The 17,478-nt window shown below is 73.9% G+C and carries 18 protein-coding genes and 1 riboswitch; of the genes, 12 read left to right on the top strand and 6 right to left on the bottom strand.

Annotated elements, in window-relative coordinates; all coding sequences use genetic code 11:
- Positions 1-206: 206 nt before the first annotated feature.
- On the top strand, positions 207-857 hold the full coding sequence (locus tag ABZU53_RS06210; RefSeq protein ID WP_354859478.1) for a hypothetical protein: 651 nt from the start codon (positions 207-209) through the stop codon (positions 855-857).
- Positions 858-891: 34 nt separating this feature from the next.
- Here ABZU53_RS06210 and ABZU53_RS06205 read toward each other — a convergent pair whose 3' ends face one another.
- Positions 892-1,224, bottom strand: coding sequence for a hypothetical protein (locus ABZU53_RS06205; protein WP_354859476.1), 333 nt, complete (start codon positions 1,222-1,224; stop codon positions 892-894).
- A gap of 105 nt (positions 1,225-1,329) precedes the next feature.
- Positions 1,330-1,869 (bottom strand): hypothetical protein, encoded by a 540-nt coding sequence (locus ABZU53_RS06200; RefSeq protein WP_355064217.1) that lies wholly within the window; start codon positions 1,867-1,869, stop codon positions 1,330-1,332.
- Positions 1,870-2,072: 203 nt separating this feature from the next.
- Here ABZU53_RS06200 and ABZU53_RS06195 point away from each other — a divergent pair, with 203 nt between their 5' ends.
- From ABZU53_RS06195 to fabF, 7 genes are all read left to right on the top strand, one after another.
- Positions 2,073-3,275, top strand: a complete 1,203-nt coding sequence (locus ABZU53_RS06195) for a histidine kinase (protein ID WP_354859473.1) — start codon at positions 2,073-2,075, stop codon at positions 3,273-3,275.
- A complete protein-coding gene (locus tag ABZU53_RS06190; RefSeq protein ID WP_355064215.1) occupies positions 3,272-3,961 on the top strand; it encodes a response regulator transcription factor in 690 nt (229 codons plus the stop codon). The genes ABZU53_RS06195 and ABZU53_RS06190 overlap by 4 nt, the downstream gene beginning before the upstream one ends.
- Positions 3,962-4,007: 46 nt before the next feature.
- A complete protein-coding gene (locus ABZU53_RS06185; protein WP_354859469.1) occupies positions 4,008-5,309 on the top strand; it encodes a helix-turn-helix domain-containing protein in 1,302 nt (433 codons plus the stop codon).
- 78 nt (positions 5,310-5,387) lie between these two features.
- On the top strand, positions 5,388-6,344 hold the full coding sequence (locus ABZU53_RS06180) for an ACP S-malonyltransferase (RefSeq protein ID WP_354859468.1): 957 nt from the start codon (positions 5,388-5,390) through the stop codon (positions 6,342-6,344).
- Positions 6,341-7,285 carry a beta-ketoacyl-ACP synthase III gene (locus ABZU53_RS06175; RefSeq protein ID WP_354859465.1) on the top strand — a complete coding sequence of 315 codons (945 nt, stop codon included), beginning with the start codon at positions 6,341-6,343 and terminating at the stop codon, positions 7,283-7,285. Before ABZU53_RS06180 ends, ABZU53_RS06175 begins: the two co-directional genes overlap by 4 nt.
- Before the next feature lie 85 nt (positions 7,286-7,370).
- Complete coding sequence (locus ABZU53_RS06170) at positions 7,371-7,610, top strand: acyl carrier protein (protein WP_007463517.1); 240 nt, start codon at positions 7,371-7,373, stop codon at positions 7,608-7,610.
- A 2-nt stretch (positions 7,611-7,612) separates the two neighbouring features.
- The gene (gene fabF / locus ABZU53_RS06165) at positions 7,613-8,839 is read left to right on the top strand and encodes a beta-ketoacyl-ACP synthase II (RefSeq protein ID WP_355064213.1); all 1,227 of its coding nucleotides are present in this window, start codon (positions 7,613-7,615) and stop codon (positions 8,837-8,839) included.
- 75 nt (positions 8,840-8,914) lie between these two features.
- Here fabF and ABZU53_RS06160 read toward each other — a convergent pair whose 3' ends face one another.
- The 3 genes from ABZU53_RS06160 to ABZU53_RS06150 form a co-directional block, all read right to left on the bottom strand.
- Positions 8,915-9,133, bottom strand: a complete 219-nt coding sequence (locus ABZU53_RS06160) for a hypothetical protein (protein WP_354859460.1) — start codon at positions 9,131-9,133, stop codon at positions 8,915-8,917.
- 68 nt (positions 9,134-9,201) lie between these two features.
- The gene (locus ABZU53_RS06155; RefSeq protein WP_354859457.1) at positions 9,202-10,926 is read right to left on the bottom strand and encodes a glycoside hydrolase family 3 N-terminal domain-containing protein; all 1,725 of its coding nucleotides are present in this window, start codon (positions 10,924-10,926) and stop codon (positions 9,202-9,204) included.
- Positions 10,927-11,020: 94 nt separating this feature from the next.
- The gene (locus ABZU53_RS06150; protein WP_007463525.1) at positions 11,021-11,512 is read right to left on the bottom strand and encodes a DUF3145 domain-containing protein; all 492 of its coding nucleotides are present in this window, start codon (positions 11,510-11,512) and stop codon (positions 11,021-11,023) included.
- Between the two features lie 307 nt (positions 11,513-11,819).
- Here ABZU53_RS06150 and ABZU53_RS06145 point away from each other — a divergent pair, with 307 nt between their 5' ends.
- Positions 11,820-12,149: a hypothetical protein gene (locus ABZU53_RS06145; RefSeq protein WP_007463527.1), complete on the top strand. Its 330-nt coding sequence runs from the start codon at positions 11,820-11,822 to the stop codon at positions 12,147-12,149.
- Positions 12,150-12,221: 72 nt separating this feature from the next.
- Here ABZU53_RS06145 and ABZU53_RS06140 read toward each other — a convergent pair whose 3' ends face one another.
- Entirely contained in the window at positions 12,222-12,845 is a 624-nt protein-coding gene (locus ABZU53_RS06140; RefSeq protein WP_355064212.1) for a carbonic anhydrase, read from the bottom strand.
- A 147-nt stretch (positions 12,846-12,992) separates the two neighbouring features.
- Here ABZU53_RS06140 and ABZU53_RS06135 point away from each other — a divergent pair, with 147 nt between their 5' ends.
- The 3 genes from ABZU53_RS06135 (at position 12,993) to ABZU53_RS06125 (ending at position 17,186) form a co-directional block, all read left to right on the top strand.
- Positions 12,993-13,937 (top strand): alpha/beta hydrolase, encoded by a 945-nt coding sequence (locus ABZU53_RS06135; protein WP_355064210.1) that lies wholly within the window; start codon positions 12,993-12,995, stop codon positions 13,935-13,937.
- 107 nt (positions 13,938-14,044) lie between these two features.
- Positions 14,045-16,162 (top strand): AAA family ATPase, encoded by a 2,118-nt coding sequence (locus ABZU53_RS06130; RefSeq protein ID WP_355064208.1) that lies wholly within the window; start codon positions 14,045-14,047, stop codon positions 16,160-16,162.
- Positions 16,163-16,268: 106 nt separating this feature from the next.
- Entirely contained in the window at positions 16,269-17,186 is a 918-nt protein-coding gene (locus tag ABZU53_RS06125) for a cation diffusion facilitator family transporter (RefSeq protein ID WP_355064206.1), read from the top strand.
- 141 nt (positions 17,187-17,327) lie between these two features.
- Positions 17,328-17,459, top strand: a riboswitch (cyclic di-AMP (ydaO/yuaA leader).
- Positions 17,460-17,478 lie beyond the last annotated feature (19 nt).

Genomic DNA, 17,478 nt, shown 5'->3' with positions numbered 1-17,478 from the left:
GGTACGATCCGCCCGCTGATCAAAACAGCTCCTCATTAGTCGAGCAGAGATCGCAGATAGTTCCAATTACTGTTCCACAAGCTGCAATTCATCGACGTTCTGCGGAGTCTGTGAGAGTGGGCCCGACCGCTCGGTCGGTGTTGTCACCGGCCGACCGACCCGGACGTCATGACGAAGCCATCCATCGAACGGGGCGAGGAGGCGGGATGGTCCGACAGATGAGGCGCTGGGTCGCCGTGCTGGCGGGCACGCTGGCGGCGGCACTGCTGGCGCTCGGCACCGCCGGCCCGGCCAGCGCGGCGCCCAAGCCGGCACCCGCCGGTGTGGACATCACCGGCGAAGGGCTCACCGAGCCGCTGCGGCTCCGGTCGGACACCCAGCCCACGCACGTGGTGGCGGTCATCGACCAGGTCAACTTCTTCGGTCGTACCGGCATGCCGACCGGGCCGAAGGCAGCCAACCTCGGTCCGAAGTACACGGTCGTGGTGCTCGCCGGTGAGACGCCGAAGCAGACGTTCGACCTCTACCCCAAGGCGGCCGGCGGCCCGCGCGTGTACCGACCGGCCAAGCAGCCGGACGGCCGCAAGACCAGCGCCGGCTGGTTCCTCGGCCGGCTCAGCATGTCCGAGACGCTGCGCACCGCCGGGGTGCCGCTGGAGCGGCAGTTCGACACGGTCAGCGGCGGCGTGGGCGGCGGCGAGCGGGTCCTCCCGGAGGACACGATGGACCCGGCGCGGGACATCGACGAAGCGCTCGGCGAGTTGCAGCGACTGCTGCTGCTCAACGTCGCGGTGATGCTGACCATCACGGTCGGTCTCGCCGGAATCGCCCTGCTGATCCGCCGCCGGACCCGCTGACCTCGGGCGGCGGGTCAGACCAGCCGTCGCGCGGTCAGCACCAGCGGCGCGGCGGGCGCTCCCGTCGGGTGGCCCGCTGACGCGGCCGGACCGGGCCGTGCCGGTGCGCCCCCGCCCACCCGGGCAGTTCGCTGCGGCAGCCGGTGACGTCGTCCGGCTCGGCCGGCACCGGCTCGGTGGCCCGCTGGCGTGGCACGGCCACGTCGTCGTCGGCCCGCTCGGACGGACGGCCACCGGTCGACTCCGCCGGGTGCGCCGACGCCCCGCCGACCGGCCGGCGCGGCTTGCCGGCCGCCTGCGGGTCGTGGTGCCCCAGCCGGCAGGGCTCGCCCTGGGCGCAGCCGTGCTCGGCCTCCCCGTGCGCCATGCCCGGTCTCCTCACGCTCGCACTCACGCGCGGGGGCGCTCCCCCCGACGTGCCCTGTCACCGTACTGGCCGGGACCGACGGCCTGTGCACGGCGTACCCCGGGGTCAGCGCTTCGGGCGGCGAGGGAACAGGGTCTCCCAGACCGGGAAGGCGACCAGCCAGATCAGGATCACGACGGTGAGGCTGCGGATCCAGTTGCCCAGTTCACGGGTTCGTTCCGCGTCGTTGACCCAGAGGATCGCCGCACCGAGCAGGGCGCACGCGACAGCCCAGCCGAGGAACGCCTTGGCCCACTCCCGCCACTCGTGGCGGGTGCGGGCCCAGCCGTGGCGGGGAGGCCGCACCGGCGGCGGACCACCGGCGAACCGGTGGGCGAAGCGCTGGTCCGCCCAGCGCACCATCGAGTGCCCGAAGGCCACCGAGAAGCCGAGGTAGGCGGCGGCGAGACCGTGACTGACGCCTGCGGTCGCGCCGCGGCGCAGGTCGATCACCGACGCGGCGAGCAGTGCCAGATCGACCAGCGGTACGCAGACCAGCAGCGCCGCGCCGAGTCGTGGCCGGCGCAGCGGATAGCGGGCCACCAGCCCGGCGCCGAGCAGGACCCAGAACGCGATCTCACAACCGATGATCACCGCGACCACCATGGCGACCTCCCCCCGTCGTCGGCACCCAGCGTCGCCGATCGGCGGGGCCCGGGCCTCGACGCCGGAGACGAGATCGGGGTCCTCCCTTCGACGGACCAACCGTCCGGGACGCGCTCGACGTACCCCTTTCGGCGCATGTCGGAGCCGGCGGGCTCCTTCCCTGGTCGGAGTCGGAGGGTCGACGGTTGTGGTGGGATCGGGGCATGCGACCGCCACCGTGGCTCGGCTCCGGCACGGCCGGCCGGGATCTCACGCTGGCCGGCGCGTCGCTGATCGGTGGCCTGGTGCTGTACGGCCTGGGCATGCAGCCGCAGATCGTCCCGCACCCGGACGTGCCGCCCGAGCTGTTCCTGGCGCCGCTGCTGGCGGTGTGCGTGGCCGTCGGTCTGCGTCGGGTCGCGCCACGCGCCAGCCTGGCGGTGGGGACCGGGGCGCTCGTGGTGGACACGGCGCTGGGCAACTCGCTGGGCACCGTCGTGATCTACACGCAGGTGCTCTACGACGCCTGCGTGTACGGCCCGCCCCGGCTGTGGCGGTGGCTGCTGGGGATCACCGCGACGTTGAGCGCGATCGCGGTGGTGGCCGGCGTGCTCGGCTTCGGGCAGTGGCGCGGGGCCGCCGTCGGGGTGCCGGTGGTGCTCGCCGGGCTGCTGCCGGTGCTGACCGGGATCAGCGTGCGGCAGTACCGGGACCAGGCCGCCGCCGAGCGGGCCCGGGCCGAGCAGACCGCCCGGCTGGTCGAGCTGGACCGCCGGCAGGCGGTCAGCGCCGAACGGGCGCGGATGGCCCGGGAACTGCACGACGTGGTCGCCAACCACCTGAGCGCGGTGGCCATCCACGCCACCGCCGTGCTGTCCGTACCGGGGCTGGAGCGGGGCCAGGTGGAGTCGGCGTTGCGGGTGATCCGGGAGAGCAGCGTGCAGGGCCTGGCCGAGATGCGGCAGATGATCGAGCTGCTGCGCGAGCCGGACGCGGGTGAGCGGGGCACGGCGGGCGTGGTCGGCGCGGTGCCGGAGGCGGTCACGGCGCGGCTCGCCGAGGCGGACGGGTTGGTCGAGCGGATCCGGGCGGCCGGCCTCGCGGTACGGGTGCACACCGACGGCACCCCGGGCCCGCTGCCGGTGGGGGTCGACCTCGCCGCGTACCGGATCGTGCAGGAGTCGCTGACCAACGCGCTCAAGCACGGCACGGGCGAGGCGGAGCTGACCATCACGTACCGGCCGGCGGAGGTGGTGCTGACGGTGGAGAATCCGGTGCGCCCGGACGGGTCGGGGCTGCCGGGCGCCGGGGCCGGGCTGATCGGGATGCGGGAGCGGGCCGCGCTGCTGGCCGGCCGGTTCACCGCCGGGCCGCACGACGGCCGCTGGCAGGTCCGGGCCGCCCTGCCCACCGGGGAGGGCGGGTGACCGCGCCGCGCTCGGGCGACGCCGGCGCCGCGCCGGTACGGGTGGTGCTCGCGGACGACCAGCCGGCGGTACGGGCGGGTCTGGCCCTGATCCTGGGCGGCTCGCCGGGTATCGAGGTGGTTGGCGAGGCGGCCGACGGCGACGAGGCGGTCCGGCTGTGCCGGCAGGTGCGCCCCGACGTGGCGGTGCTGGACGTGCGGATGCCACGCCTCGACGGGATCGCCGCGACCAGGGTGATCGTCGCCGACCGGCTCGCCGACGTGCTGGTGCTGACGACCTTCGACCTGGACGAGTACGTCTTCGGCGCGCTGCGCGCCGGGGCGTCCGGGTTCCTGCTCAAGGACACCGACGCGGCGGGACTGGTCGCGGCGGTGCACACCGTGGCGCGCGGTGAGGGGTTCATCGCCCCCACGGTGACCCGTCGTCTGATCGCCGCCTTCGCGGCCACCGCGCCCGGCGCGTCGGCGGCCGCCCGGGCCGCGCTGGACACCCTGACCCCGCGCGAACGCGACGTGCTGGCCTGCCTCGGCCTGGGCCTGTCCAACCAGCAGATCGCCGACCGGCTGGCGCTGGCGGAGAGCACCACCAAGACACACGTCAGCCGGATTCTGGCGAAGCTGGACCTGCGCAGCCGGGTGCAGGCCGCGATCCTGGCCCAGGAGCTGGGCCTGCTCGCGCCACCGTGACCCTGCGCCGGGACCGGCCGACCCGGGCCCGCTGACCGGTGCCGGCGTGGATGGCCTGCTCACGACGTGTCAGGCTAGGGCGGTGAGTACGCCCGACGGTGGGGAGTTGGCGGCCACGCTGCGCCGGATCGAGCGATCGGCGGGAGCGCTGGCCACCGCCAGCGTGGCCCGGATGGACGAGACGCTGCCGTGGTTCCGCGCCCTGCCGGCCGACCAGCGCTCCTGGGTGATGCTGGTGGCCCAGGCGGGCGCCCGGTCGCTGGTGCAGTGGCTGCGCGACGGCGGCGGCACGGCGGACAGCACCCAGGAGGTCTCCGACGAGGTGTTCGCCGCGGCACCGCAGGCGCTGGCCCGGTCGATCACCCTCCAGCAGACGGTGGCACTGATCAAGGTGACCATCGACGTCGTCGAGGAGCAGGTGTCGCAGCTGGCCGCCGAGGGCGAGGAGCAGCTGCTGCGCGAGGCGGTGCTGCGCTTCTCCCGGGAGATCGCGTTCGCCGCCGCCCGGGTGTACGCGCGGGCCGCCGAGTCGCGCGGCGCGTGGGACGCCCGGTTGCAGGCCCTGCTGGTCGACGCGCTGCTGCGCGGTGACTCGCCGGACGTCCTGGCGAGCCGGGCCGCCGCGCTGGGCTGGGCGGACGCGCCGCCGGTCGCGGTGGCGGTCGGCCGCTCCCCCGGCGGCGAGGTCTCCGCCGTGCTGCACGTGGTGTACCGGCAGGCGCGGCGGATCGGCGTCGAGGTGATCGGCGGAGTGCACGGCGACCGGTTGGTGATCGTCCTGGGCGGCGCGGCGGATCCGCTGAGCGCCACCGGCAAGCTGCTGGACGCGTTCGGTGACGGCCCGGTGGTGGTCGGTCCGGCCGTACCCAGTCTGGATGAGGCAACGGAGTCGGCGCGGGCCGCGCTGTCCGGTTTCCGGGCGGCGCCGGCATGGCCGACCGCCCCCCGGCCGGTGCCGGCCGCGGACCTGTTGCCGGAGCGGGCCCTCGCCGGCGACGCGGAGGCGCGTCGCCGGTTGCGCCACGACGTGTACGCGACGCTGGTGCGCGCCGGTGGCGAGCTGCTGGAGACCCTGGACGCCTTCCTGGCCGCCGGTGGCACGCTGGAGAGCGCGGCGCGGGCGCTGTTCGTGCACCCGAACACGGTGCGCTACCGGTTGCGCCGCATCGCCGAGGTGACCGGCTTCTCGCCGCTGTCGCCCCGGGACGCGTTCGCCCTCCAGGTGGCGTTGACCGTCGGTCGACTGGATCCGGTGGTCCCGGTGGTCACGGCGGTCCCGACCCAGACATTGACCCCGGCCGCCCGGAAATCCGCCCAAAGCAGTGATGATCCTCGCCGATCTTTGTGAGAAACCTCCAAAGGTTCTAGTGCGGTTTGGTGGGCCCCGGCACAGCGCTACCCACGCGTATCCGGGAGAGTCATAGGCGTGCTCGCCGTACTTAGTCCCGGCCAGGGTTCCCAGAAACCCGGCTTCCTGACCCCCTGGCTCGACCTGACCGGCACCGAGGCGCGACTGCGCTGGTGGTCGGCGCTGGCCGGGGTGGACCTGGTGCATCTGGGCACCGCCGCGGACGCCGACGAGATCAAGGACACCGCCCGCACCCAGCCGCTGCTCGTCGCGGCGGCGCTGCTCGCCGCCGAGCACCTGCCGCTGGACGGCGTGACGCTCACCGCCGGCCACAGCGTCGGCGAGCTGGGCGCCGCGGCGGTGGCCGGGGTGCTCTCGGCCGAAGCCGCGCTCACCCTCGCCGGGATCCGGGGCCGGGAGATGGCGGCCGCGTGCGCGCTGGAGCCGACCGGAATGGCGGCCGTGCTCGGTGGCGACCCGGACGAGGTGCTCGCCGCGATCGCCGCGCACGGGCTGCACCCGGCCAACCGCAACGGCGCCGGCCAGATCGTCGCCGCCGGCGCGCTGGACGGGCTGGACAAGTTCGCCGCCGACCCGCCGGCGAAGACCCGCGTCATCCGACTCCAGGTGGCCGGCGCGTTCCACACCCCGTACATGGCCCCGGCCGAGACCGCGCTGGCCGCGGTCGCCGCCGGGATCGCCCCCGCCGACCCGGCCCGGATCCTGTTGTCGAACCTCGACGGCACCGCCGTCACCGACGGCCAGGAGCTGGTGCGCCGGCTGGTCCGCCAGGTCACCGCCCCGGTGCGCTGGGACCTGTGCATGCGCACGCTGGCCGAGCGCGGGGTGACCGGCGTGATCGAGCTGCCCCCGGCCGGCACCCTCGCCGGTCTGGTCAAGCGGGAGCTCAAGGGCGCGGGCGCCCCGGAGATCGTCACCCTGAACACCCCGGACGACCTGCCGGCCGCACGGGACCTGATCGCCCGCCACGGCACGCCGGGCCAACCGCTCGCCCCCATCGGAGGACACTCATGACCGGCAGTCGCATCGTCTCGATGGGGCACTACCAGCCCTCCCGGGTGGTGACCAACGACGACATCGCCCAGCTCGTGGACACCAACGACGAGTGGATCCGCGACCGGGTGGGCATCGTCACCCGGCGGATCGCCGACGGTGAGACGGTGGCCGACATGGCCGCCGCCGCCGCCGGCAAGGCGCTGGCCAACTCGGGGCTCACCGCCGCCGACATCGACCTGGTCGTGGTCGCCACCTGCTCCTCGATCGACCGCAGCCCCAACGTGGCCTGCCGGGTCGCCGCCAAGCTGGGCATCGCCGCGCCGGGCGCGTTCGACGTCAACACCGCCTGCTCGGGCTTCGCGTACGCCCTGGGCACCGTGGATCACGCCATCCGGGCCGGGGCGTCGCGCAACGCGATAGTCATCGGCGCCGAGAAGCTGTCCGACTTCACCGACTGGACCGACCGCTCCACCTGCATCATCTTCGGTGACGGCGCGGGGGCCGCGGTGGTCACCGCCACGGCCGAGGACGAGCCGGCCGGCATCGGCCCGGTCGTCTGGGGATCCGTGCCGGAGAAGAGCGACGCGGTACGCATCGAGGGCTGGCGCCCGTACATCCAGCAGGAGGGGCAGGCGGTGTTCCGCTGGGCCACCACCGCGCTCGCGCCGCTGGCCCTGCAGGCGTGCGAGCGGGCCGGGGTCGACCCGTCGGAGCTGGCCGCCTTCGTGCCGCACCAGGCCAACGCCCGGATCATCGACGGCATCGCCAAGCGACTCAACATCCCCAACGCGATCATCGCGAAGGACATCGTCGAGTCCGGCAACACCTCGGCGGCGAGCGTGCCGCTGGCTCTGTCGAAGCTGGTCGAGCGCCGGGAGGTGCCGTCGGGCGCCCCGGTGCTGCTGTTCGGCTTCGGCGGCGGCCTGACCTACGCCGGTCAGGTCGTCCGTTGCCCCTGAAACCCCCTCGGGCGCGTACGCGTCGAGGAGCGGCGGTCGGCGACGCCGGCCGCCGGAGACCCCCCTATGAGAGGAACCAACCGCAATGACCCGTGACGAGATCACCACCGGCCTCGCCGAGATCCTCGAAGAGGTTGCCGGGGTGAACCCGGACGACGTGGCCGAGGGGAAGTCCTTCACCGACGACCTCGATGTCGACTCGCTCTCCATGGTGGAGGTCGTGGTGGCCGCCGAGGAGAAGTTCGGCGTCAAGATCCCGGACAACGAGGTGCAGAACCTCAAGACCGTCGGGGACGCCGTCAGCTTCATCGAGGCGCAGTCCTGATCATGAGTGGTCCTGACGTCGTCGTCACCGGGCTCGGCGCGACGACCCCGCTTGGCGGGGACGTCGCGTCGACCTGGGACGCCATGCTCGCCGGCCGCTCCGGGGTGAGTGCCCTCACCCAGGAGTGGGCCGCGCAACTGCCGGTCCGGATCGCCGCCCAGCTGGCCGTGGAGCCGTCCGAGGTGCTGGACCGGGTCCGACTGCGCCGGCTCGACCGCTCCGAGGCGATCGCGATCATCGCGGCGCAGCAGGCCTGGGCGGACGCCGGCCTCGCCGACTCCGGCCTCGACGGGGAGCGGCTGGCCGTCAGCGTCGGCTCCGGCATCGGCGGTGCCACCACCCTGCTCGCCCAGGACGACATCCTGGAGGCGTCCGGGCCGCGGCGGGTTTCCCCGCACACGATCCCGATGCTGATGCCGAACGGTCCGGCCGCCTGGGTCGGGTTGGAGCTGGGCGCCAAGGCCGGCGTGCACACCGTGGCCAGCGCCTGCGCCACCGGCGCGGAGGCGATCGCGCTCGGTCTGGACATCATTCGCGCCGGCCGGGCCGACGTGGTGGTGGCCGGCGGCACCGAGGCGGTCATCCACCCGCTGCCGATCGCCGGCTTCAGCTCGATGCGGGCCATGTCGACCCGCAACGACGACCCGGAGCGGGCCTCCCGCCCGTGGGACACCGGCCGCGACGGCTTCGTCCTCGGTGAGGGCGCGGGCATCGTGGTGCTGGAGCGCGCCGACCACGCCGCAGCCCGCGGCGCTCGGGTGTACGCGCGCCTCGCCGGCGCCGGCATCACCTCCGACGCGTACGACATCGTGCAGCCGCACGCCGAGGGTGAGGGCGCCATCCGGGCCATCGCTCGGGCGATCGCGGACGCGGACATCGCCAAGCAGGACATCGTGCACGTCAACGCGCACGCCACGTCGACCCCGGTCGGCGACATGCTGGAGATCGGCGCGCTGCACAAGGCGCTCGGCGACCACCCGGTGCTGGCCGCGACGAAGTCGATGACCGGTCACCTGCTCGGTGCGGCCGGAGCGCTGGAGTCGATCGCCACGATCCTGGCCATCCGCGACGGCGTCGTCCCGCCGACGATCAACCTCGACGACCCGGAGCCGGGCCTCAGCCTGGAGGTCGCCGCGCACAAGGCACGCCACATGGAGATCCCCGCCGCGCTGAACAACGCGTTCGGCTTCGGCGGCCACAACGTGGCGCTGGTCTTCGCACGACCGTGAGACAGCGGCCGTGAGACGGCCGATCTGCGGGTTTACCGAAGGGGCCCCCTCAGCAAAGGGGGCCCTTCGGCACGTTCAGCCCCGGTTGCGGGGATGCTGCTTGGCGGTGCGTTCGTTGCCGTGGCGGTAGTTGCCGGTCCAGCGGGCCATCACCAGTTGTGGGTCGTCGTCGACCTCGGCGAGGAACTCCGCCGCCCGGGCGCCGCGCAGCGTGCCCGCCACCCGGCCGTGATGCGTGATCACCACCGTGCCGTCGGCGCGCTGGTCGTAGCGGAAGCCCTGTGCGGTTGCCATGACAGCGAGGCTGCCAGGTCGACGCCCTCGCCGGCGACGCGATTTCCGACCTGCGGGCCCCGGCGGAATCAGGCGCCGCAGGTGGTGGCGGGCAGGCCGGGCACAGCCACCGGGGACCGACCACCCGGGCGGGCCTTGCCGGCCAGCACGGCGGCCAGGGCGGTCATCGACGACCGACTGGAGGAGTACGTCGCCAGCAGCGTCGGCGACGTGGCCTTGGCCAGCACGTACGGGGTGTCCATGGCGACGGTGACCGCCGCGTCGGCGCGCAGGTCGCTGTCGCCGTCGCCGTAGCCGACCAGGTGCACCACGGTCCCGCCGCTCGGCTTCACGGTCACGCCGGCCTTGGTCAACGCGGCGGTGAGCGCCGCCCGGGTGCCGTCACGGCCGTCGGAGGAGGTGACGGTGACGGGGCCCTGCACCGCTTTGCCGCAGGCGCCCCGCAGCACGGTGACCGCACCGGCGGCCAGCGCGTCCGCCGCCGCCCGGTGCGCCGGGGTGTTGAGCGTGGACATCGGCTCGGTGGGGGCCGTCGCCAGCCGGAACTTCATGGTCAGCACCCGGGTGACCGCGTCGACCAGCCGGGCCCGGGGCAGCGAGCCTCCGCGCAGGGCGGCGAGCAGCCCGTCGTACGCCTGGCCGACGTTCGGGGTCATGAGGATCAGGTCGTTGCCGGCGTTCAGCGCCCGGACGGCGGCCTCGCCGGGCGCCCAGCGCTTCGCCGGCGGCATGTTCATCCCGTCGGTGATCACCACGCCCTGGAAGCCGAGCTGGCCGCGCAGTACGTCGGTGAGCAGCTTGTGGGAGAAGGTCGCCGGGGTGCCCGGGTCGATGGCCTGCGCGTCCAGGTGGCCGGACATCACGGCCATCGCGCCGGCCTCGAACCCGGCGGTGAACGGCGGCCACGCGCCGCTCTGCAGCTCCGCCGCGGACTGGGTGAGCACCGGCAGGTCCTTGTGCGAGTCGTCAGCGCTGTGGCCGTGCCCCGGGAAGTGCTTCAGGGTGGCCGCGACGCCGCTGGCCTGCAGGCCCCGGACCGCGCCGCCGACCTGCGCGGCGGCGAGCTTCGGGTCGGCGCCGAACGACCGCGAGCCGATCACCGTGCTGCGGGTGGCCAGCACGTCGGCCACCGGGGCGAAGTCGACGTTGATGCCCAGCGCGGCGAGTTCGGCGCCGGCGGCCCGCCAGGCGGCCTCGGTCAGCTTCGGGTCGCCGGCCGCACCGGCGGCGAGCGCGGTGGGCAGGATGGTGACCCCGTCGGTGATCCGGGTGACGACGCCGTACTCCTGGTCGGTGCCGATCAGAAAGGGCGCCGGGCCGGCGGCCAGCCGTCCGGCGGCGCCCCGCAGCCCGGTGGTCAGCTCGTGGACCTGCTTGGGGTTGTCGACGTTGGTGGTCTCCTGGTTGCCCTTGGTCGGGTCGTCGGCGCTGAAGCCGACCAGGATCAGCCCGCCGAGCCGGTACTTGGCGATCATCTCGGCGGGGGTGTCGACGCCGGCGAGGGCCTGGTTGCCGGCCACGGAGCCGGTCGAGACCTTCGTGGCCGAGTCGCCGTACGCGTACGGCATCAGCACCTGCCCGACCAGGTCCTCGTCGGAGAGCGTCGCGACGAGGGCGGCGGCCCGCGCGGCCGGATCGTCGGCCGGGGTCGCTGCGGGAGCGCTCGGGGCCGCCGAGACGCCGGTCGGACCGGGCGTCGGGTCGGGCCGGTCCGGGGCGCCGGAGCAGCCGGAGACGAGCAGGGCGGTCAGGGCGGCGACGGCGACACCGGCGTGTCGCGGGCGAATCGGCACCCGCCCATCCCACCAGGTTCCCCCTTATCGGGGCAACTTGACCTTACCGGTCGCAGCGCCCGGGAGCGTCTGGCCAGCGGGGCGGTGGCGGAGGTCAGCCGACCCGGGTGAGCAACGTCACCGGTGCCCCGTCACCGGCGTACCGGTAGGGCTCCAGGTCAGCGTCCCACGCGGTGCCGAGCGCCTTGTCGAGGGCGTGCGACAGCGCCTCGGGGGCCCGGGCGGAGGCCATCAGCGCCCGCAGCCGGTCCTCGCCGAGTTGGATGTCGCCGGCCGCCCCGACCGTGGCCCGGAAGAGGCCACGGGCGGGCACGTACATGAAGCGCTCACCGTCGGCGCCGGGACTCGGCTCCTCGGTGACCTCGAAACGGATCATGGGCCACTGCCGGAGGGCAGCAGCCAGCTCGGCGCCCGTCCCCGGACGGCCGGTCCACCCGCACTCGGCCCGGCGGGCGCCGGGATCGACGGGCTGAGCCGTCCACTGCAGGTTGACCGGCGCGGCTAGGACGCGCGCGATCGCCCACTCGACGTGCGAGCACACGGCGAGCGGGGTCGAGTGGACGTATACGACGCCACGCGTTGGCACGGTGACCTCCCGGAGAGCGAGGTGCGTCTTCCCCTACGACCTCGTCCACCGGAGTGGTTGCTGCAACACATGATGACTCCTGTGACGGATGGTGCGCCAGGGAATCGGAAAAAACGCCTGCCGGAATAGCCGGACGGGTGGTCTCCGTTGCCTCTCAGGACACCGCGACGACCAGCCTGATGTCGTGGTCCTGTACAGTTCCATCGGCGGCTTCTGCCGCGTTACACCTTCGCGGGCCGACTCAGTGTCACCCGCATACAGCCCCCGGACGTCCAGTCCTCCCGTACGTCTTGCAAGGAGTACCTCCGTGGCGAGCAACACCTCTAAGACCGCGCGCGCGTCCGTCCGGGCCGGCCAGGCTGGCCAGGGTGGCGCCCTCAGCGTGCTGGGCGAGTTCAAGTACCTCATCCCGCTCAACGGCGGCAAGCACGCCTACGTGCGCAACCTGACCAACGGCAAGACCGCGCACCTGCGCACCGACTCCGACGCCTTCGTCGAGGAGATCCGGGTGCTGGCCGCCGCCGGCCACGCCGCCAAGATCCGGGCGGAGATCAACAACCTGGCTGCCGTTCACCCGAACGACGGCTGGGAGGCCACCGAGAAGCGCCTGGTCGCGGCCGGTGTCTTCGAGGGCTGAGCCCTCCCCCACCGCAGCACCAGCAGACCGCCCGCCGGGAGTTCCCGGCGGGCGGTTTCGCGTCCGGCGTGTTCAGGTCGGGTCGAGCAGGGCGACCTCGCCGGTGCTCAGGTCGTAGAGGCCGCCCACCACCGCCACCCGACCAGCCGCGACCGGCCCGGCCAGCAGGTCGTCCGCGCGCAGCGCGTGGACCGTACGCCGGACGTGCCGGCGGATCGCCTGGGGATGCACCGCCGGGTCGTCGAGCCCGGCCTCGGTGACCGCCGGGGCGATCTCGTCGACCAGGTAAGCGAGCGAGCCGCCCGGCCGCTCCCCCGATCGCAGCGCGTCCACCGTCGCTCCCACCGCCCCGCACCGCTCGTGTCCGAGCACCAGCACCAGCGGCACGCCGAGCTGACCGACCACGTACTCGATGGAGCCGCACACGGCGCGGTCGAGCACGTGCCCACCGGTACGGATCACGCAGATCGCACCGAAGGTCTGGTCGAAGATCGCCTCCAGCGGCACCCGCGAGTCGATGCAGCCGAGCACCACCGCGTACGGCTGCTGGTCCCCGGAGGCGGCCGCCGCCGCGGCGGTGACGTCGTGGCCGTGCACGGGTTGGCCGCTGACGAACCGCCGGTTGCCGGCGAGCAGCTCGGCGAGCGCGGCGCGGGGCGTACCCCCGGCCTGCCGCCCCTGTCCCGCCACCTCCATGCCGTTCAGCTTGGCTCGCCGCCGACGGTCACGGGCGGGGTCGGGAATGTTCGCCCGGCGCGATTGGCGTGGCGTCCCGGCGGGTAGCCGGTGTTACCGCCGGGTATCCCGGTGCTGATGAGGCCGGGGCGGCCCGGGGAGGTGGCGATGCCGGAGCGGTTCGAGGTCGGTATGCCCGACGGCGTACGGCTGCACGTGGAGGTCACGGGGCCTGCGGACGCCCCGGTCACGGCCATCCTGCTGCACGGCTGGACGCTGGACGGGCGCAGCTGGCACCGGCAGGTGGACGCGCTGGCCGCCTCGGCCGGCGACGCGGTGCGGGTGGTCACCTACGACGCGCGCGGCCACGGTCGGTCCAGCTGCATGGCGTTGCCCACGGCCACCCTGGCCCAGCTCGGCGACGATCTGGCCGCCGTCCTCGACGCGGTCGCGCCGACCGGTCGGGTGGTCCTGGTCGGGCACTCGATGGGCGGAATGACGATCATGGAGTACGCGCACCGCCACCCCGGCCACTTCGCCGCCCGTACGGCCGGCCTGGTCTTCGTCTCGACCACCGCCGAGGGGCACACGCACACCGTCTACGGGCTCTCGCCGCGCATCGCCCGGCTGATCCGGCTCGCCGAGACGACGGGCGCCGGTGTCCTGGCCCGGTGCGGTTCGTGGCGCGCGCCCCGGGCGCTGCTGAACGCGTTGCAACCGAGCATCCGGTGGATGCTCTTCGGCGACCGCTGTGATCCCTCCGACATTCGGCTGGTGACCTCGGCGGTGGCCCGCGCCTCGCTGCGCTCGATCGGCGGCTTCCGCGCCTCGATCGGCGCCCAGCGCCGGCTGGACACCCTCACCGCGCTGGCCCACCTGCCGGCCGCCGCCCTGGTCGGTGACCGGGACCGGCTGACCCCACCGCCGTGCGCCGAGTCGATCGCCGCCGCCCTGCCGGCCACCGAGCTGACCGTCTGTCCGGGTGCCGGACACATGCTGATGATGGAGCGCCCGGACGAGGTGAACGCCGCGCTGACCGGCGTACTGCGTCGGGTGCTCGCCGCGCCGGCGCGCGACGGGCACGACGCGAGCGCGACCGGGACGGGTCGCTGAGCACGTTCCCGCACCTCGGGCGCGAAGCCCCGGGCCCGGGGCCGTACCCTTCTGCGGTTGGCCCGCGCGGTTCGCGCCGTCTGCCGGCGACATCGAAGGAGCGTGCGTTGACCGACCAGACCGCCCTGGAGCAGGAGATCGCCGTCGAGCAACGGCACCTCGACCGGGTGTACGCCCGACTGGCCGAGCTGCGCCAGTCCGCGGTTCGGGCCGAACGGGACGGCTACCGGATGGCCCGGGTCGGCACGTTCGGCGCGCTGGTCGAGCGCGACGCGATGGTCTTCCACGCCGCGCAGCGACGGCACACCCTCGACGCCGAGCACGAGGGGCTGGTCTTCGGCCGTCTGGACCTGCGCGACCGGCAGGTGCTGCACGTCGGGCGGCTCGGCATCCGCGACGAGGACGCCACCACGCTTGTCGTCGACTGGCGCGCGCCGGCCGCCTCCGCGTTCTACCAGGCCACCCCGGCGCAGCCGCTGGGCGTGGTGCGTCGCCGCACCATCTCCTCGCGCGCCGAGCGGGTCACCCGGATCGAGGACGACCTGCTGGACCCGACCGCCGCGCCGGAGGGGATGACTGTGGTCGGTGACGGCGCGTTGCTGGCCACCCTGTCCCGCGCCACCGGTCGGGGCATGCGCGACATCGTGGCGACGATCCAGCGGGAGCAGGACGAGGCCATCCGGTCGCCCGGTTCCGGGGTGACGATCGTGGCGGGCGGTCCGGGCACCGGCAAGACGGCGGTCGCCCTGCACCGGGCGGCCTTCCTGCTCTACTCCGACCGCAGCCGGTACGCCGGCGGGGGCATCCTGGTGGTCGGGCCGTCCACCGTCTTCGTCGAGTACATCGCCTCGGTGCTGCCCTCGCTCGGTGAAGACACGGCGACCCTGCACTCGCTGGGCAGCCTCTTTCCGGGAATGACCGCCACCCGCGCCGACCCGCCCGAGGTGGCGGCGGTGAAGGGCTCGCTGCGGATGCGCCGGGTGCTGGAGCGCGCAGCCCGCGACGCGGTGCCGGGCGGCCCGGGTGAGCTGCGGCTGCTCTACCGGGGCACGCTGCTGCGGCTGGACCGGGCCGAGCTGGACCGGATCCGGGACCGCGCGCTGCACCGTGGCGCCCGGCGCAACGAGGCACGCCGGGCCGGCTTCGACGGGGTGTTCGCCGCGCTCTGGGCGCAGGCCCGGGCGGTGGGCATCACCCGGCTGCCCGAGCACCGGGCCTTCGAGGGCGAGATCGCCGAGCGGCCGGAGTTCCGGGAGTTCCTCAAGGCGTGGTGGCCGCGCCTGCACCCCCGACACGTGCTCGGCTGGCTGGCTCGCCCGGATCGGCTGCGTCGGTACGCCGGCGGCATCCTCTCCGGCGCGGAGATCAGGCTGCTCACCGCCGCGTACCAGAATCTGGACACCGCGGGCCTGACCATCGCGGACGTGGCGTTATTGGACGAGTTGGACGCGCTGCTCGGCAAGCCCATGCAGCCGGCGCGGGCCCGCCGTGACCCGTTCCAACTCGCCGGCGGCGTGCGCGAGCTGAGCACCGCCAGCGACCGGCAGCGGGCCGCCCGCGCGGCGGCCCGGGAGCGTCCGGAGGACTACCGGGAGTACGCGCATGTGGTGGTGGACGAGGCGCAGGACGTCTCGCCGATGCAGTGGCGGATGGTCGGGCGGCGCGGCCGCCTGGCCTCCTGGACCGTCGTGGGCGACCCGGCGCAGACCGCGTGGATCGGTGATCCCCAGGAGCTGACCCACGCCCGGGACCAGGCGCTGGGCCGTCGCAAGCGGCACGATTTCACGCTCACCACCAACTACCGCAACTCGGCGGAGATCTTCGCGGTGGCGGCGGCGGAGATCCGCCGGCTCTACCCCGACCTGCCGCTGCCGACCGCCGTACGCTCCACCGGTATCGACCCCGTCGAGCTGGTGGTGCCGCCGGCCGGGTTGGAGACCGCGGTCGTGGAGGCGGCCACCGGCCTGCTGGCCGAGGTGGACGGCACGGTCGGGGTGATCACGCCGGTCACCCGCCGCGACGAGGTCGCCGGTTGGCTCGGCTCACTCGGCGCGGCGCGGCTGCAGGTGGTGACCAGCCTGGAGGCGAAGGGCATGGAGTACGACGGGGTGGTGCTGGTCGCCCCGAGCGAGATCCGGGCCGATCCGGGCTCCGGCGTACGAACGCTCTACGTGGCGCTCTCCCGGGCCACCCAGCGGCTCACCACCATCGACCCGACCGGCTGACCTGCGGGTTGCCGTGTCGAAGGGTGGGCCGGTCCGTACACTTGCATACATAGCGATGTGAGCATACATTTGACCGGGTCCCGGGTGGCGACGGAGGGTGGATTTCGTGGGAGCAGGTCATGACCACCACCACGGGTCGGTCACCAACGCCGCCCACCAGCACCGGGGCCGACTCTGGACCGCGTTCGGGCTGCTCGCGACGCTGATGGTGGTCGAGGGTGTGGCCGCCTTCCACACCGGCTCGCTCGCCCTGCTCTCCGACGCCGGGCACATGTTCACCGACGTGCTGGGCATCGGGATGGCGCTCGCCGCGATCACCGCCACCCGGCGGGCCACCGGCGACCCGCAGCGCACCTTCGGGCTCTACCGCCTCGAGGTGCTCGCCGCCCTGGCCAACGCCGTCCTGCTCTCCGGCGTGGCGGTCTACGTGGTGATCGAGGCGATCGGCCGGTTCGGCGACCCGCACGAGGTGCTGACCGGCCCGATGCTCGCGGTGGCCGTCCTCGGCCTGCTCGCGAACGTGATCGCGTTCGCGCTGCTGCGCGCCGGCGCCCGGGAGAGCATCAACCTCCAGGGCGCCTACCTGGAGGTGCTCGGCGACCTGCTCGGCTCGCTCGGCGTGATCGGCGCGGCGCTGCTCATCGCGGTCACCGAGTGGTGGTGGGCCGACCCGTTGGTAGCGGTCGCCATCGGCGTGTTCATCCTGCCGCGCACCTGGCGGCTGGGGCGCGCGGCCGTCCGCATCCTGGTGCAGGCCGCCCCGGAACACCTCCAGGTCACCGCCGTGCACGACCGACTGGCCGCGGTGCCCGGCGTGGTGGAGGTGCACGACCTGCACGTCTGGACGCTCACCTCGGGCATGGAGGTGGCCTCCGCACACCTGATCATGGCACCCGGCGGGGAGGTCGGCACGGTGCTCACCGCGGCGCGTACCGCCCTGCGGGAGGACTTCCGCATCGAGCACGCCACGCTGCAGATCGAGCCCGGGTCCGCCACGGGCGCCTGCGGTTCGATCGAGTGGTGAGCACCTATCTGACGAAAAGACCGTTTTGCCGTCATCTTCGGTGGCGGCGCAGACACCTTCCGTCACATCGACTGCACACGTCCCACCTGCCCCGGTAGGCTCGTCCCCGGCCACCACCCGGCGGCGCCCTCCCGGCGCCGGTGGCGGCCGCCGCCTAATCACCCGAGAGGGCGAACCGGGGAACCACGTTCCTGGGGTGCATCCGCGTCAGCGGTAGGGATCTTCCGTCCCGAACCCGTCAGCTAACCCGGTCGGCGGCTGACGGAAGGACATGCGTAGTGGCACCAGCACG

Source organism: Micromonospora sp. NPDC005194, from assembly GCF_040608335.1.
GTDB lineage: Bacteria > Actinomycetota > Actinomycetes > Mycobacteriales > Micromonosporaceae > Micromonospora.
Note: the sequence above shows the minus strand (reverse complement) of the source record. Positions and strands in the feature narration are given on the sequence as shown.

What these genes read in the sequence shown, in the direction of transcription:
- ABZU53_RS06210 (WP_354859478.1), top strand. Translation starts at nt 207, where the DNA reads ATGGTCCGACAGATGAGGCGCTGGGTCGCCGTGCTGGCGGGCACGCTG.
- ABZU53_RS06205 (WP_354859476.1), bottom strand. Translation starts at nt 1,224, where the DNA reads ATGGCGCACGGGGAGGCCGAGCACGGCTGCGCCCAGGGCGAGCCCTGC.
- ABZU53_RS06200 (WP_355064217.1), bottom strand. Translation starts at nt 1,869, where the DNA reads ATGGTGGTCGCGGTGATCATCGGTTGTGAGATCGCGTTCTGGGTCCTG.
- ABZU53_RS06195 (WP_354859473.1), top strand. Translation starts at nt 2,073, where the DNA reads ATGCGACCGCCACCGTGGCTCGGCTCCGGCACGGCCGGCCGGGATCTC.
- ABZU53_RS06175 (WP_354859465.1), top strand. Translation starts at nt 6,341, where the DNA reads ATGACCGGCAGTCGCATCGTCTCGATGGGGCACTACCAGCCCTCCCGG.
- ABZU53_RS06170 (WP_007463517.1), top strand. Translation starts at nt 7,371, where the DNA reads ATGACCCGTGACGAGATCACCACCGGCCTCGCCGAGATCCTCGAAGAG.
- fabF (WP_355064213.1), top strand. Translation starts at nt 7,613, where the DNA reads ATGAGTGGTCCTGACGTCGTCGTCACCGGGCTCGGCGCGACGACCCCG.
- ABZU53_RS06160 (WP_354859460.1), bottom strand. Translation starts at nt 9,133, where the DNA reads ATGGCAACCGCACAGGGCTTCCGCTACGACCAGCGCGCCGACGGCACG.
- ABZU53_RS06140 (WP_355064212.1), bottom strand. Translation starts at nt 12,845, where the DNA reads ATGGAGGTGGCGGGACAGGGGCGGCAGGCCGGGGGTACGCCCCGCGCC.
- ABZU53_RS06135 (WP_355064210.1), top strand. Translation starts at nt 12,993, where the DNA reads ATGCCGGAGCGGTTCGAGGTCGGTATGCCCGACGGCGTACGGCTGCAC.